Source organism: Faecalimicrobium sp. JNUCC 81, from assembly GCF_053667625.1.
The window spans coordinates 2,518,969-2,535,849 of the sequence record NZ_CM132203.1; the positions used below are offsets into that span (position 1 = coordinate 2,518,969).

A 16,881-nucleotide genomic window follows, 5' to 3' on the forward strand; every position below is an offset into this window, starting at 1 on the left:
AGTAAATTTTAAATTTACTCCCACTTCTTTAATATATTAACCATAAATTTTTTTATATCTAAATCGTATATATCCTTTAATTTTTCTTCATTAAGTACTTTTGATGGCTTCCCATAAGATACAACTTCTCCATTATTTAATAACAAAACATTATCTGCTGTATATTGAACTAAATTCAAATCGTGTAATACACCTACAGCAATTTTATTATTTGCTTTAGTCCAATCTTTTAAATGCTCTAAGAGCTCTATTTGGTACTTTAAATCAAGATGATTAGTAGGTTCATCTAATAATATCACATCTGGATTTTGTGCAAATGTTCTTGCTAAAAATACTCTTTGAAGTTGTCCTCCTGATAATTCACTTATCATTTTATCTTTAGAATCTAAAAGACCTACTTTTTCTATGCTGTCTAGTATTATTTCTTTATCTTTTTTACCTAGATTATAAAATGCACCTTTAGAGTATGCATATCTTCCAAGAGATACTGTTTCATATACTGTATACGGAAAATGTATTTGTGAAATTTGGCTCATTAATCCAACTTTCTTAGCCAATTCTTTTCTATTTAATGAAGATACTTCCTTAGAATCTATTTTTATACTACCTCTATAGTTAATTATATTAGCTATAGATTTTAAAAGAGTACTTTTTCCACAACCATTTGGACCTACTATACATAGATTTTCTCCTCTATTTACAGTAAAGCTTACATCTTTTACTATATCTATATCTTCATATCCACTATAAATATCTTTTATTTCTAACATAAAACTCACCTAGCTTTTTTAAAGTATACCCATGCAAAGAACGGTGCTCCAAATATAGCAGTTATAGCTCCTACTGGTAACTCTGATGGAGAAACTATAGTTCTTGCTATAAGGTCTGTTATTACCATTAAACAACCACCAAATACAAATGACATCGGCACAACATATTTATGATTTGATCCAAATATTTTTCTTACTACATGAGGTGCTATTAAATCTACAAATCCTATCGTCCCACTTAAAGAAACAGCTCCTCCTGTAAGTATTGTTGAATAAATGAATAATTTCTTTTTTACTTTCTCAGTATCAACTCCAATTGACTTTGCTTGTTCTTCTCCAAAAGTAAGTATATCCATTTCTCTAGTATATTTAAGAACCCCAAACATACCTATTATAAAAAATGGCATTATCAGACCTACATAAGACCATCCCTTCATGGCAAAGCTTCCCATTTGCCAAAGAGATATGCTTTTTAAATCATTAGAAAATAATGCAGTTAAAGTTGTAAGTAATGCATTTACAAATAAAGATAGTACCATACCACAAAGTATTATCGTATTGTTTGACATTGTCTTATCTATTTTTGATGAAAATTTAATTACCGAATAAACAGTTCCAAGTCCAAATAAAAAGCCTATTATAGGAAGTGTATAAGCTCCTAGTAACGGAACAGAAATACCACTAACTATTATAAGCCCCGCTCCTAAAGATGCACCTGAAGATACACCTAGTGTATAAGGTGATGCCAATTGGTTTTTTAGTATAGATTGAACTACTGCACCACTAGATGCTAGGCAGCCTCCTACTATAAATGCTAGTAGTACTCTTGGTAATCTAAGCTTCCAAACTATTGAAACATTTTTAGGATCTATTCCTTCTCTCAATGATATATTGAATAATTTATTACTAATTACTGATATTGTATCTAAAATATTAATATTAGAACTTCCTATAGAAGTTCCAATACCAATAATTATAAATACTATTATTATGCTTAGTAATACTTTTTTCTTATTTTCCATATTTCTCTGGATAAATTGCTTTAGCCATTTGATTTAAAGCTAATATTATTTTGTGAGATGGACGAGAAGCTGAATTTTTGTCTATTTGGTAAATCTTATTTTCTTTTACTGCTGTTATATTTTCAAAGCCATCACGTTTTTTTATTTCATCAATAGGATTTTCTATGTAATCTACATTTGTTAATATTACGTCTGGATTTTTATCTATCACAGCTTCAGCGCTTGGTGATATCCATCCATTTTCATCTTTGAATACATTTTCAGCGCCAATTATTTCTATCATTTGATTTAAAAATGTTGAATTTCCAAACGTAAATAGGCTTGGAGCTGGTGATATTTCAAAGTAAACCTTTTTCTTATCATTTATAGTTTTTCCTATTTTTGATATTTCATCTATTTGAGATTTCATATCTGATATTAAGGTTTGTCCTTTATCTTGCACTCCTAATATATCAGATATAAATTCTATATCTTTATATATTCCGTCTATACTATCACTGCTTGGTATATAAACAACTGGAATGCCTGACTCACTTATAACTTTAAATGGATCTTCACTTGAGCCTGTCTTATTATGCCCAGATGCTATTATTATGTCTGGTTCTAACCCTATTATTGTTTCTGCATCTGGACTTGAAAAATCTATTTTTGCTAAATCCTTATTAACACCTTTAACATCACTTGAATATTTATCTATTGCAACTAATTTATCACTTAATCCAAGGTCTACTATTACTTCTGTATTTGATGGTGCTGTTGAAATTATTTTGTCTATTTTTTTAGGTATATTTACCTTTGTTCCTTCTCTGTCTGTAACTTCTTTTTTATTATCAGTGCTACATCCAACCATAATAAACATCATAAATACCATTAAAATTGATAAAAACTTTTTTTTCATTTGTTCTCTCCTTAACTTTTAACTCTCTTACTTATAGTTTCTACTTATAAATTCTGTTTCTTCTAAACCATTATCTTTATTAAACTTAAGTGCTAGTACAAAGAAATATCCTGAAAAAAGATTTGTAAAATCAAATAACAAATCATCTACCTTATTTCCTTGTTCCTGATATCTACTTAATAGCCTAACTAATGATTTACATTTACTTCTTATAACATGGCAATATCCTGCTTCGGTGCATCCTTGTGGAAGTATAAATTTATTAAATCTGTCTTTTACTTCTTCTTGAATCTCTAAAAATCTTTTTTCTAGCCATATTAATTCTTCTTGTGTAACTGTAGTCTTTGTTCTTATTGATGGATTTATATGATACATCAATTCATTTATTTTACTAAGTTCATCTTTCATATCGTCATCTGTTATAAATGATCTTAAAAGACCTATAATACTTGAAATTTCATCTGTTAAAATCTCAAAATCACATCTTAAATCTAAAGACTTGTCATATAAGAAAGGGTATGCTAAATATTTGCTCATTTTATTCCTCCTTTCTCAATTTAAATTAAGTAAGATGCTAAATATATTAAGTTTTTATTATTATATTTGCATCTAACACCTTACCCTCAGCAGATATTAGTATATATTAGGCAGTTCTCCCGACTTAACTTCATCCTACGATCTAGCCTTCCCGAAAAATTCAGTGGCATTTAAGATTTCGTCCATATCACGGTTACTGGGGTAGTTTGGAAACCTCATCCAATTCTCTTTTAAGTAATACACCTAATACTTTATATAATTATTTTATAAGACCTACTAGCTTAATACAAGCAATAAGTTTTCTAATAATAATATCTATCAATATAATTATTTATTTTTATTATTTAAATGATTTCCAATGTATTTTATGCTATCATTTATTTTAAGAAGTACCTTTCCATATTTACCCTAAAATTAAAATATAAACCAAAAATAAAGCAGGCAAAATTCACCTACTTTATTTTATAAATTAATAAAAATGTTTTAATTGTTTTAATCTACTTGGATGTCTTAGTTTTCTTATTGCTTTTGCTTCAATTTGTCTTATACGTTCTCTTGTTACTCCAAATACTTTTCCTATTTCCTCTAATGTTTTTGGAGTATCATCATCTAATCCAAATCTCATTCTAAGTACCTTTTGTTCTTGGTCACCAAGTCCTGTTAATAATTCCTCTATTTTTTCCCTTAAGTTCTTTTGCTCTACTTCATGAATTACTACATCTGCAAAATTAGCATCTGATGGTATAAATTCAACTAAACTACTATCTTCGTCTTCTTTTATAGGCGTATCTAATGATACTATATTTTTATCCCTCTTTAATATATCTATAACCTTTTGAACATCAAGGTCACATACTTCTGCTATTTCATCTAAGCTAGGTTCTCTTTGAAGTACATTTGAAAGTTCTTGTTTTTTTCTTTTTACAAAGTTTATTCTTTGATGAAGATGAACAGGTATTCTTATAGTATTTTCACAGTCATCTATGTATCTTGTTATGCTTTGTTTTATCCACCATGTAGCATAAGTACTAAATTTATATCCTTTTTTATAATCGTATTTATCAACAGCTTTTATAAGTCCAATGTTACCTGCTTGAATTAAATCAAGCATATCTACACTCTCTTTTCTGTATTTCTTAGCAATACTTACAACTAACCTATAGTTTGCATTTATAAACTGCTCCTTAGCTTCAGGTGAAGAGTTAATTATTGCTTTTGCTAATTCAACTTCCTCTACTGCAGACAACATTTTGTACTCTTCAATTTCTTTCAAGTACATTTTCATCGCATTCGATGTATTTGATGAATCCCCATAAATATAGTTTTCATAAGTATGTTCTCTTTTAGCCCCCATAATCTAACCCCTTCTATCCATATAGTTTGTTAATTGAAATGGTAAAGTGTCTTTAGCTTCAGTTATTTTTATAATATGATTTGTATTATAAAAAAATTCCATTCAATTTAACTAAAATGTCAATAAATTTATTTATCTAATATTCTACTTCAGACTTCAAATTTCCTTCTTTTTTGTATTATTTTTTTACAGAAAAAAAGACCACACAATATGCAGTCTTTTTTTCTCGAACGACGTTATAAATCCCTTATTAATAAATCCTTCCAGCGTTTGCCCCAACACTTACGGTTTTATATAGAATTTTTAACCATTTAATAATAACATCATTAAAAAGTATAGTCAAGTTCGTATATTATATGTATATATTATTCATGATGACAACCACAGTCAGAACCGTGCCCATGTCCTCCACAGCATTCATGATCATGTCCGTGGTCGTGTCCATGCCCTCCACAACATTCATGATCATGTCCGTGGTCATGTCCATGTCCTCCACAACATTCATGATCATGTCCGTGGTCATGATTATGCTCACCTTCTTGTGATAATTCTTCCATCTTAAAGAATTCTTCTACCATAGTATCATATGTTGGAAGTGAAGCTTCTGTATCATATTCTTCTCCTGTCCAATCAGCATACATCATAGCATCTCCATTAGTTAAAACTAATCTTCCTGCCATAGTTATATTATCTACATCTTCTAAGAAGTCTACTTGTTTTTGTACGACTTCTCCTTCTAATCTTATATCTTCATCTAAACATTGTATTATCATAACTGGCGCATAGTAATCTTCTTTATCTTTAACATTAACTACTACATCTAGTACACCTTCTGCACCTTCTTCAAATTCTGATAAAGCTACATCTGTATCTATCATATCATGCGGAACTAATAAGTCCTCCATTAAATATTTTATAACTCTTTCTTTGACTAATTCTTTTGACATATCTTTTGTTCTCCTTTCAGTTTATGGTCATATACCCAAACTTTTCCTTATTATAGTATAATACATTTATTAAATTTTCAATCTCTTCATAAAAATATTTACAAATATAATTTATTTATACCCTTTTTACCCTCATTTAATGTTAATTTTCATATAAATATTCTTTTTTTAATAAATTTTCAAACTTTTTTATCCCAGTATATAACTAACTTTCAGTATGATTTCTAACCTTTTGGCATATCTTTACAGTCAAAATTCGACATTTTTTGTGTTATCATAGTTTCACAGGGGGCAACCCCTACACTAAAGGTTACAAATCAGTAACATTTTTACAAAATTCAAATAAAGAGGTGTTTTACAATGACAAAAAATATATCAACAAAACTAAAAACTTTATTAACTTTAGGGGTAGTAACTGTAGCAACAGCTTCTAGTATCGTTCCTGTAAGTGCTTTATCTCATAAGGGATATACAAAATTAAATAATAAAAGTGTAGTATATTTATATATAAACGGTGTTAAATACAAATTACCAACAAATCCAAACTGTCCTATAAAGCCAGAACTTAAGCCAGAAGATAATAACTCAGGTTCTACTAACAAGCCTGAAGCTAAGCCTGAAAATAATAACAATAATAACTCAGGTTCTACTAATAAACCTGAAGCTAAGCCTGAAGATAATAACAATAATAACTCAGGTTCTACTAATAAACCTGAAGCTAAACCTGAAAATAATAACAATAATAACTCAGGTTCTACAACTGGACAATTCGCAGCTTATCAAAAAGAAGTTGTTGATTTAGTAAATGTTGAAAGAACTAAAAGAGGATTAAGCCCACTTACACTTGACTCTAAGGTTTCAGATGTAGCTACAAAGAAATCTCAAGATATGATAAATAAAAACTACTTTGACCATAACTCTCCAACTTACGGTTCTCCATTTGATATGATGAAGCAATTTGGAGTAAGCTATAGAGCAGCTGGAGAAAATATAGCAATGGGACAAAGAAGTCCTAAAGAAGTTGTAACTGCTTGGATGAATTCTGAAGGTCACAGAAAAAATATCTTAAATTCTAGCTTTACAAAAATAGGTGTTGGTGTTGCTCAAAAGAGTAATGGTACACTATACTGGACTCAAATGTTTATAGGGTAATATAAAAAACTTCTAAACATATAAAATCCCCTAGGATATACATCCTAAGGGATTTTTTTAGATACTTAAATTTAAATATATATCTGAAAATTCTACTTTAATATTTTCTATATATTTAGATGAGTGATTTTCATCGTTTATATATGTATCTTCTTTTACTAAAACATTTGGTATTTTTACAGTAAATTTAGTATATTCTCCCAGTTTACTTTCAACTTCAATTTTGCCACTATGCAAATCAACTAATGACTTTACTAGTGATAATCCTATTCCGCTACCTTCACTTACTTTAGTCATTCTATTATTTGCCTGTTTAAATTTTTCAAAAACTTCTCCTAATTTATCATTAGGTATACCTATTCCACTATCTTTTACTTCTATTTCTACAAACTTATCATTACAATCTATGTTAACTTCTATCAGTCCATTTTTCTTATTAAACTTAATTGCATTTGAAATCAAGTTCAGTATTATTCTTTCCATTTTATCTAAATCAAAAGCAACTATATGCTCTTCTATCATTGTATCAAATATCATAGTTATACTATTTTGATTTGCAAATTCTACTACTGAATCAAAAATATTTTCTACGTAATTTATAATATCATAGTTTTTAGGGGTATATTCTATGCTTCCAACATCTAATCTAGTTGAATCTATTAAATTATTTACAAGCTTTAATAATCTATATCCATTTTGTCTTATAATATTTATGTATTTTTCATATCCTTTAATACTACTATAATTTTCTTCATTATCTTTACATTGTTCTAATTTCATGTCTAACAGTTGTATTGAGCTAAATATTAGGTTAAGAGGTGTTCTAAATTCATGGGATAGGTTAGCAAAAAACTCCATCCTAAGTCTTTCAAATTCAACTTCTGCTTCTTTTCTATGTGAAATATCTCTGCATATACCTAATATTCCACCTACCATTCCATTTTCATCTATAAAAGGAACTTTAATTGTCTCTGTATAAACTTTACTTCCATCTTGTAAAACTTCCACACCTTCACTTATAATTTTTCTTTTTGCACTACATACTTTGGCATCTTCTTCTTTATATCTTATATGACTTTTATCATTTGTTATTGATATTTCATCCTCTGATTTTCCAATTATTTCTTCTTTAGTACATTTATATGCTTTTGCAAAGTTTTCATTACAATGCTTAAATATTCCATTAGCATCTTTAAAAAATATATGATCTGGAATATTATCACTTATTAGTTCTAACATTTTCTTTTGGATTTGAGCTTCGTCCTTTGCACTTTGATTTTTATTTATATCTATACACAATCCTATTGTTCCTACTACATCTTTATTATTATCATATATAGGATATAATGAAGCATTATAGCATTTATCATCTATAAAGGTGAGAGTTAATATTTTATCTATTTCTTTATTAAGAATCTTTTGATCTGAGACGTTAAAATTGGTAGCTATATCTATAGGAAAAAGTTCAAAATCAGTTTTCCCTATCATATCTTCAGAATTTATTTTTCCATAATTATCAAAAGATAAATTAGTAACCCTATATCTTCCCTTTTTATCTTTAACCCATAATAGAACATTTAATTTATCTAATATTTCTTTAGTATATTGACTATAATCATAGCATTTAGTTAGCCATACCGCGAATAAATCATCACAAATATTTACTATTTCTATTTCATAAAATCTATTTAATATAGGTATATATTCTTCTAATGTATATTTTTTGTTGTTTTTTATTATTTCATTTATTAAATTATCATTTATTTTTTCTTTTATACCTAAAACATTTAATATGTCTTTTCCTACAATATTATTTATATTAAATGCTCCTTTTGCTTTTTGATTCATACCTAGCAATTTAAAAGAACTTGTTTTTTCCTTTAAGATCCCCCATAAACAAATTACTGGCGCTTTTTCTATCATTTTTATGTAGTTTTGAAACTCCAAAATAAATCCCCCTCATATATCTTTCATTGAATTATTTATTTTAACATACTTCCTATGCATTTACATCTTAAGCTGTCACTTTACATTTTTTACCATTTAATATATTTACTTTAATTTAAGTTTATTGACGAAAATAAAGTATCTGAAATTACCAGATACTTTATTTTTTCTATACATTTAAATTTGAATATATATCAGAAAACTCAATTTGAATGTTTTCTGCGTATTTTGATAATAAATGTTCTTCTTTTACGCTATATTCATTACTAGTGGTTACGTTAGGTATTTTGATAATAAATTTAGTATATTTATTAAGTTCACTTTCAATGCTAATAGATCCGTTATGTAATTCTACTAAAGACTTAACTAAAGATAATCCTATTCCACTTCCTTCACTAACTTTAGTCATTCTATTATTTACCTGATTAAACTTTTCAAATACTTCTGAAAATTCCCCTTCTGGAATTCCTATACCATTGTCTTTAACTTGTATCTCTACAAATTCATCATTACAGTCTATACTTACTTCTATTTTGCCATCTGGCTTATTAAACTTTATTGAATTAGATATTAAATTTAATATTATTCTTTCCATTTGCTCTAAGTTAAAAGCTATTATCTTTTCATCTATACTTGTATCAAATATCATTTCTATACCATTTTTATTTGCAAAATCTGATGATAAATCAACAATATTTTCAATAAATTTTACTATATCGTAATTTACAGGGTTATACTCTAAAGTTCCTCCATCTAATTTAGTTATATCGATTAAGTTATTAACTAATTTTAATAATCTAAATCCATTTCTATTTATAATATCTATATACTTACCATATTCTTTATTACTAAATTTACAGTTATTGCAAATATCGCATTTACTTAATTTCATATTTAAAAGTTGTACAGAACTAAATATTAAATTAAGTGGTGTTCTAAATTCATGTGATAAATTTGCAAAAAACTCCATTCTAAGTCTTTCAAACTCCATTTCCGCTTCTTTTCTATGTGAAATATCTCTAGATATTCCTAAAATCCCACCTACAAACCCGTTACTATCAACAAAAGGTACTTTTATAGTTTCTCTATATATTTTACGTCCATCATCTCCAGTCTCTTGAGCTTCTACTATAATCCCTTCTTTACTTTTATACACCTTCTCATCTTCTTTTACATATTTTAAGGCACAGAATTTTCTTACTGAGTCTAAATTAAAATCGTTCTTACCTATAATCTCATCCTTACTTACTCCATTAGATTTTGCAAAAGCATCATTGCAATATCTAAATACGCCTTCAGAGTCTTTAAAGAATATATGGTCTGGAATATTATCCCCTATTAATTCTATCATCTTTTTTTGTGTTTCTGATTCTATTTTACAATTATCTTCTCCTGTAAGGTCTCTAGCAAATCCTATAGTAGCTACTATTTCATTATCATCATATATTGGATATGATGATACATCATAATGCTTACCATTTACAAAGCTCAACATAGATATATAATCTACTTCTTTAGTTAATAGTTTTAAATCTCCCTTGACAAATGCATCTGCTACTTCTTTTGGGAAAATTTCTAAATCTGTTTTTCCTATGATATTTTCTTCATTTAAATTATAAAATTCCTTTTTATTAATATTTGTAGATATATATCTACCTCTTTTATCTTTTATCCATGTCAAACAATTTAATTTAGCTAATGCATTAGATATACATTTATCAAATTCAAAAAATGGCTTCATCCATACTACGTATATCTCTTCACAAATATGTAATATTTCAAGTTTATAAAACTTCTTTAATCTAGGTATATATTCTTCTATAGAATACTCCTTTTCTTTTTTTATTTGTTTATATATTAATTTTATTTTTTCTCTATTTCTTATTCCAAATATGTCTACAATATCTTTCCCTAAAACATCTACTTCGTTTAATACCTCTTTCATTTTTAAGTTTACTTTTAAGACTTCAAATACCTCACAATTATTTTCTTCGTTTGTTTTAAATTCTCCCAATAATCCAAGGAGTGGAGTTTTATTAAATACTTTTATATAATCTATAATTTGCAAAGTAATCGCCCCCCTAAACAGTCCTTTTGCACAGTTAAATTCCTTACTTTATTTTATCATATATCACATTATTACTTTCAATATTTGACAAATTATATTGTGCTTTTTCGTATGACAAAATCTTACATTTTTTTGATTTTTTTCCCAAATATTTAATTAAATATTTACTTTATTATATATCCTATATATATAGAAATAAACTCATATTAAATGATATTTTATTACAATCTTGTAATCGTCTTCCACTTTAAAATAGTTTATAGTATACTATAGCAGGGGTATATTATTGAAACTTTTAAGTTGAAAGGAATGAAAATTTATGAATAAAAGATTTACAAACTTTAAACAGAAATCTATTGCAACTACACTTGCACTTGGTCTTTGTTTATCAAGCTTTAGCCTTTCGTTTGCTGATAGTAGTAAAGTCGTTACTCTTGGCGCAAACTTAAAGCCTGCTCAAAAGGAACAAATGCTTAAATATTTTGGTGTTAATCCAGATGAAGCTGTTGTTTTAGAAGTTAACAATACAGAAGAAAGAAAATACTTAAAAGGTGTTGCTAGCGAACAACAGCTTGGTAAAATAACAATATCATGTTCTTATGTTGAGCCAACATCAAAAGGTAGTGGTATAAATGTAAAAACTGCTAACCTTACATGGGTAACAAGTTCAATGATAGCAACTACTCTATCAACTGCTGGCATAGTAGACGCAAACGTAATAGTTGCTGCACCTTTCCCTGTTTCTGGTACTGGTGGTTTAACTGGTGTTATGAAAGCTTTTGAAGATGCAACTGGTAAGCCATTACCAGAAGATAAAAAAGAGTTAGCAACTGAAGAATTAATTACTACTGGTGATCTTGGTGATGATATCGGACAAGATAAAGCTACAGGGGTAATAAATGATATTAAAACAGAGATTATAAAAAATGGTACTAAAGATACTGTTCAAATAGCAGAAACTATAAATAATATAACAAATAACTACAATATAACATTAAGTCCTGAACAACAAAAACAAGTAGAAGGTTTAATGTCAAAAATATCTCAACAAGATTATGATTATAGTAAGGTAAAAGATACACTATCTAATGTTTCTAATATAGTTGATAAAAATTTATCTGATCTCGGTGAAAGTGTTAAAAATTCTGGTATATTTGACACTATAAAGGGATGGTTTAGTAATTTATTTGGTGAAAAAAATAAAGACCTTGGTATATTAGAGAATACTAATGATAGTTTACTTGGAGATAATGCACAAATAGATGCTACTGACAAAAATGCTATAAACTTACCATCAAGCCAAGAAGTTGAAGGTTTCTTCGCTAAAATATGGAACTGGTTTACAGGATTATTTAATGATTCTAATAAAAATGAGTCTGGAAATAGTACTACAACTCCACAAAAAAGCGAAAGTACACCAACTGATGGAAACTTAAACAAGGATTCTAATGATAAATCTAAAGAGAATTCAAGTGTACCTGATTCTAATGCAGATAATACAAGTAATCCTCAAGAAGAAAATAATAATTCAACTAACAATAACACATCTTCTCAAGAAGGAAGTTCTTCATCTGAATTACCATCAGCACAATAGAGATAAATAAAAGGCGCTATGTATAACTATAGCGCCTTTTATTATTTAATCTCTTTAAATTTAAACTTTTGCCAAGGTTTTATATCATCTATTATGAAAACTTCTTCTTCTCTTATACGACCAACTACATTTGATTTTCCACTATTTTTCATGTCACAAAGAGCAATTTGCAATTCCCCTGCATAACTTCCATAGTCACTACTTTCTATTACAATATCTCCTTTTTTTATAACATCTGGTACATTAAATAGCTCAAAATGATGTCCTTTATACTTTACTCTTGGCTGAGTTGATCTTATCATATATTCACTTATATCTCCTCTATTAAAATGAATCTCTTCAAATAATATTTTTTTCTCTACTTCAGATACTCCATCATATAAATTAACATCAAATTCAACTAAGTCTTTTCTCATAGAACCTAGTGCTTTTATCTCTTTATCACTTGGGTAACAATTTGATATTATTATATCATTTATACAATCTAAAGCTATAAAATGCTTCGCTTGCACATCTATCGGCAGATTTCTATGCATTTCAATCGTAGGAAGTCCATCTGTAACTGGCCAAGGCCCAAAAGTATTTTCATTTTGACTAGTTACAAATGCTGCTGTTTTCAATCCATACTTATTAAATCTTTTAGTTGATTCTTTAAAGTGTTCTAAGTTAAGTCCGCTAAATCTATGTGGATAAAAATTATGACATCCAATTATTTTTTCTTTATTAGGTCTATAATCCATTATTGTATCTAAGTAATGAACATTTTGGCTCATATTTATTTCTATCTTTAAATCTTGAGAATTGAAAGTCATTAAAGACTCTTCTAATCCTGTAAATCCTACATCTAATCTAATTCCATCTGCATTAGTTTCTTTAAAAAAGCTTAAATCATCATAGCTTATCTCTAAATCATTAAATACTGAAGGAGCAACATCTAATATTACCTCAAATTCTTTTTTCTTTGCATATTCATTTATACTTTTAAATTTTTTTATTATATTTTCTTTGGTATCGTTTACCGAAAGTAGACATGAAAATATTCTTGAAAATCCATTTTCTGAAGCTTTATTTATATAGTCATAAATTTCTTTTTTACTACTTTTATCTGGATAAATTGAAATTCCTAATCTTCCCATTCTAACCACATCCTTATTGTATATATATTATTTTTAATTTGTCTATACGTTTCTAGTACTAATTATATTACTTTAAATTAATTTAATCTAGTAAAAATTTTTATTTATTAAAAAAAGATTTTTAAATAAAAAAAGCCTTTGGATCTCTCCATAGACTCTACCATTTTCAATGCATATAAGGTTATACTATTGTAACTTCGCTAGTTAACACCATAAATTCAAATTTATATAGATTATTTAAATTTAATATAAAATAAGTACTATAAACTCCCATATATAGTACTTATTTTATATTTGATATTTAATAATTATTCCGTATTTATTACATTCCCCTACTGCATTAGTAATTTAATATAAATTCGATTATTTTATAGATAACTATCTCCCTCTTTAGTTAACTACATCCCTCTATTTAAATATATATAAATCCCTAACCCCTTTTATATTATATAATACTCTATTTGTCGAATTTTGTAACTTCCTGCTAAATTCATCATCTATTTTAAGGAAAATTCTGTAAAATAATCTAATTAATACAAATAGTTTTCTATTTAGAATACTTATTCATTTTGTTAAGTAATTCTTTATCCAAGTATAATTCAAGAGATACTCCAACCATAGCTTTAATTGATTTATGTAATTTATCATAAGCTTCTTTAGAATTTGCATGCTGTAGAAATTCTTTTTCATGGACATAAGACATAGGATTAATATCTAATTTAAGCTCTGTATACATTGTATGACAAACTTGACTTACATTTCCTATATCAGTTGAACCTGTTGGCCCATCACATCCTTCTATAAAGTCTATAACTCCTACTCTTTCAAGGTTTTTCTTCATTATTTTTTGTAATTTAGGATGATTAACTATATTGTCAAATGAATTTTCAAAGTTTCTATAACTTAATTTTGCACCTGTCATTAATTCAGCTCCCTTTGCACAATTAATAACTTTTGATGTAATTTCATTTAAATAATTTCTATCTAAAGCTCTTATATAAAATTTACATGCAGCTTTATCTGGAACAATATTTGGAGCTTGTCCTCCATCAGATATTATTCCATGTATTCTGACGTCTGGTTTTACATGTTGTCTAATAGCATTTATTCCTGCAAAAGTAAGATTTACTGCATCTAATGCGTTTACCCCCATATGAGGATGGGAAGCTGCATGGACTGCTACTCCTTCAAATGTAAATTCTAAAGAATCCATTGCTAGAGCTTTACAATTTACATTGTTATATGCTTCTAAATGCATCTGAAAAACTGCATCTATATCGTCAAATGCACCTCTATTAACTAAGTTACATTTATATCCAATAGTTTCTTCCGCTGGTGTACCAATTAAAACAACCTTACCTTTAAAATACTTTTTTAGTTTGCTTAAAACTACACTTGCACCTAATGTTCCTGCAGCTATCCAGTTATGACCACAGGCATGACCTGCTTCATTATTTTCTCCATACCCTGGTAGAGCATCATATTCAGCTAAAAAGGCAATTGTTGTTTCACCTTCATCACCTAATTCTGCCCTAAATGCAGTGTCTATATCACAGTATGGCATTGTTACCTTAAATCCATATTCTTTAATCTTATCAGCTAAATATTTTGAAGATACATACTCTTCTCCTCCAAGTTCTGGATTATTAAAAATAAAATCACTAACTTTTTCAAATTCTTCTTTTAGTTCTTCTTCTATGGAACACGATAAATCTTTTAATTCGTCTAAATTCATATAAATCCCCCCTATACAAAATAGTTATAATAAAACCTAGTTATGCACTTATCTAAATTAAGTATATAACTAGGCTTTACTTTTAAAATTATTCTTCATCTAGACCTAATTCTTTATGAGATTCTTTTAAATTTAAATAAAAGTTAGTTAGTGTCATTTGATACCATAGAAAACCTATGCCAAGTGTAAATATACAAAGTATAAGCCATCCAATAAAACTTAATTCAAGTATAAATAAATCTAACTTATGACCTTTCATCATTTCAGAACTTCTTTGTAAACATTCTATAACACCTATACTAGGATCTTGAGCTAATATAAAATATACTTGAGAAAACATGAACATAGCTATAATCCCAAGTATTATTAATAATAAAGTTCCTATAGATTTTTATTAAGCTATTTTTTCAAATTTGCTTAATTTTAATTCTTTTTCTTTATTTAGTTTAGTCATTCCTATTGATGAGTTTATAAGTAATATATAAGCTAAAACTACAGATACTAATATAATTGACCAAGAAATATTATATCCTAATTTATCAACAAATACCCCAAATAGTGCTGATCCTGAAGAGAATCCTACTGCAAATAATAATTGAACTAGTCCTAATTTACTTCCATAATCTTTATTTCCAAATAGTGATCCTGTCATATATGCTGGTCCCATCATATAAACATATACAGCTAATCCTTTTATAGCTGAGAATACATGTGCACATATTGGTGATTGATTAGACATCATTAACGCTATTCCAGATATAAATACTAACACTGAAGATATTATTAAGCATTTTGTAACTCCTAGTTTATCAAATAAAAATCCTCCAACTATATTTCCACCTAGTGAACAAATTGCAAATATTGAACCTGTTATACCAATTGTTGCTACATCAAACTTTAAAAATCCTTGAAAGTATGCAGCGTACTGAATTGAGTATGCTGATACATATATTCCAACAAATAAAAATCCTACTGCAGCCATCCAAAAATACTTAATGTTTTTAACTTCATTTAAGGAATATCCAGACTCACTACTATCTTCTTTAGATGACAACCCTTCTACATTTTTACTTCTAACTATTTCATTATCATTTTTAGGCATTCTTATCATTAAAATAGATATTATTAACCCTGATATTAAAGCAACAATACCAAACATAAAATAAGAGTAAGAATACCCTTTAGTTGCTATAGATTGTGTAGCTATCTGTTGAAGAAAAATATTACCTAAAGAGCCTCCTGCAAATGCTAACCCCATAGCTTTTCCTTTGCTCAAATCATCAAACCAAGAACTTATTAAAAGAGGAACTCCTATACCCGATATAGCTGTAGCTCCTAACTGAACTATAACTGCTACTGAATAAAATTGCCATAATTCTGTACACATAGAGTATAGTAAGAATCCCACCCCAACAAGAATAGATCCTAATATATATATTAATTTAACATTAATTTTTGAAAAAGACGCTCCTATAAACGGTCCTGCAATTGCTGCCACTATTGTACCTATTGTAAATATAAGAGAAAATCCTGCTATACTAAATTCTCTATCACTTGTAACGGGGTGCATAAATAGAGCCTGTATATTTGCTGCTATTCCAAATGGAATTGCTTGTATAAGCATACATGCAACTACTATCATCCAACCTGCCATAAATTGTTTTTTATTATTTCTTAAAGTACTCACAAAAACACTCCCTTATGTCGATTTTTCATCTTAA

The 16,881-nt window shown here is 27.9% G+C and carries 14 protein-coding genes and 1 riboswitch; of the genes, 2 read left to right on the forward strand and 12 right to left on the reverse strand.

From position 1 onward, the window contains the following. Positions 1 to 14: 14 nt before the first annotated feature. The 6 genes from JNUCC81_RS12630 to JNUCC81_RS12655 all read right to left on the reverse strand — a co-directional run bounded on the left by JNUCC81_RS12630 (position 15) and on the right by JNUCC81_RS12655 (position 5,528). Positions 15 to 770, reverse strand: coding sequence for an ABC transporter ATP-binding protein (locus JNUCC81_RS12630; protein ID WP_454093803.1), 756 nt, complete (start codon positions 768 to 770; stop codon positions 15 to 17). 5 nt (positions 771 to 775) lie between these two features. Then, positions 776 to 1,792 (reverse strand): FecCD family ABC transporter permease, encoded by a 1,017-nt coding sequence (locus JNUCC81_RS12635; protein ID WP_454093804.1) that lies wholly within the window; start codon positions 1,790 to 1,792, stop codon positions 776 to 778. Further along, complete coding sequence (locus tag JNUCC81_RS12640) at positions 1,782 to 2,690, reverse strand: ABC transporter substrate-binding protein (RefSeq protein WP_454093805.1); 909 nt, start codon at positions 2,688 to 2,690, stop codon at positions 1,782 to 1,784. Before JNUCC81_RS12640 ends, JNUCC81_RS12635 begins: the two co-directional genes overlap by 11 nt. Positions 2,691 to 2,717: 27 nt before the next feature. Further along, on the reverse strand, positions 2,718 to 3,227 hold the full coding sequence (locus JNUCC81_RS12645) for an ATP:cob(I)alamin adenosyltransferase (protein ID WP_454093806.1): 510 nt from the start codon (positions 3,225 to 3,227) through the stop codon (positions 2,718 to 2,720). A gap of 92 nt (positions 3,228 to 3,319) precedes the next feature. Further along, positions 3,320 to 3,489, reverse strand: a riboswitch (cobalamin riboswitch). 207 nt (positions 3,490 to 3,696) lie between these two features. Then, positions 3,697 to 4,581, reverse strand: a complete 885-nt coding sequence (locus JNUCC81_RS12650) for a sigma-70 family RNA polymerase sigma factor (RefSeq protein WP_042274989.1) — start codon at positions 4,579 to 4,581, stop codon at positions 3,697 to 3,699. Between the two features lie 365 nt (positions 4,582 to 4,946). Beyond that, positions 4,947 to 5,528 carry a hypothetical protein gene (locus JNUCC81_RS12655; protein ID WP_454093807.1) on the reverse strand — a complete coding sequence of 194 codons (582 nt, stop codon included), beginning with the start codon at positions 5,526 to 5,528 and terminating at the stop codon, positions 4,947 to 4,949. 360 nt (positions 5,529 to 5,888) lie between these two features. On the opposite strand from JNUCC81_RS12655, the gene JNUCC81_RS12660 reads away from it, so the two are divergent. Next, entirely contained in the window at positions 5,889 to 6,680 is a 792-nt protein-coding gene (locus JNUCC81_RS12660; protein ID WP_454093808.1) for a CAP domain-containing protein, read from the forward strand. A 57-nt stretch (positions 6,681 to 6,737) separates the two neighbouring features. On the opposite strand, the gene JNUCC81_RS12665 is transcribed toward JNUCC81_RS12660, so the two are convergent. Then, the gene (locus JNUCC81_RS12665) at positions 6,738 to 8,627 is read right to left on the reverse strand and encodes a PAS domain-containing sensor histidine kinase (protein WP_454093809.1); all 1,890 of its coding nucleotides are present in this window, start codon (positions 8,625 to 8,627) and stop codon (positions 6,738 to 6,740) included. 169 nt (positions 8,628 to 8,796) lie between these two features. Then, positions 8,797 to 10,695, reverse strand: a complete 1,899-nt coding sequence (locus JNUCC81_RS12670; protein ID WP_454093810.1) for a PAS domain-containing sensor histidine kinase — start codon at positions 10,693 to 10,695, stop codon at positions 8,797 to 8,799. 319 nt (positions 10,696 to 11,014) lie between these two features. Here JNUCC81_RS12670 and JNUCC81_RS12675 point away from each other — a divergent pair, with 319 nt between their 5' ends. After that, positions 11,015 to 12,289, forward strand: a complete 1,275-nt coding sequence (locus tag JNUCC81_RS12675) for a DUF1002 domain-containing protein (protein ID WP_454093811.1) — start codon at positions 11,015 to 11,017, stop codon at positions 12,287 to 12,289. 41 nt (positions 12,290 to 12,330) lie between these two features. On the opposite strand, the gene JNUCC81_RS12680 is transcribed toward JNUCC81_RS12675, so the two are convergent. The 4 genes from JNUCC81_RS12680 to JNUCC81_RS12695 all read right to left on the reverse strand — a co-directional run bounded on the left by JNUCC81_RS12680 (position 12,331) and on the right by JNUCC81_RS12695 (position 16,847). Further along, positions 12,331 to 13,425: a DUF871 domain-containing protein gene (locus JNUCC81_RS12680; protein ID WP_454093812.1), complete on the reverse strand. Its 1,095-nt coding sequence runs from the start codon at positions 13,423 to 13,425 to the stop codon at positions 12,331 to 12,333. 547 nt (positions 13,426 to 13,972) lie between these two features. Then, entirely contained in the window at positions 13,973 to 15,160 is a 1,188-nt protein-coding gene (locus tag JNUCC81_RS12685; RefSeq protein WP_454093813.1) for a M20 family metallopeptidase, read from the reverse strand. Between the two features lie 88 nt (positions 15,161 to 15,248). Continuing rightward, positions 15,249 to 15,500 (reverse strand): DUF975 family protein, encoded by a 252-nt coding sequence (locus JNUCC81_RS12690; RefSeq protein WP_454093814.1) that lies wholly within the window; start codon positions 15,498 to 15,500, stop codon positions 15,249 to 15,251. A 54-nt stretch (positions 15,501 to 15,554) separates the two neighbouring features. Beyond that, positions 15,555 to 16,847 (reverse strand): conjugated bile salt MFS transporter, encoded by a 1,293-nt coding sequence (locus tag JNUCC81_RS12695; RefSeq protein ID WP_454093815.1) that lies wholly within the window; start codon positions 16,845 to 16,847, stop codon positions 15,555 to 15,557. Positions 16,848 to 16,881 lie beyond the last annotated feature (34 nt).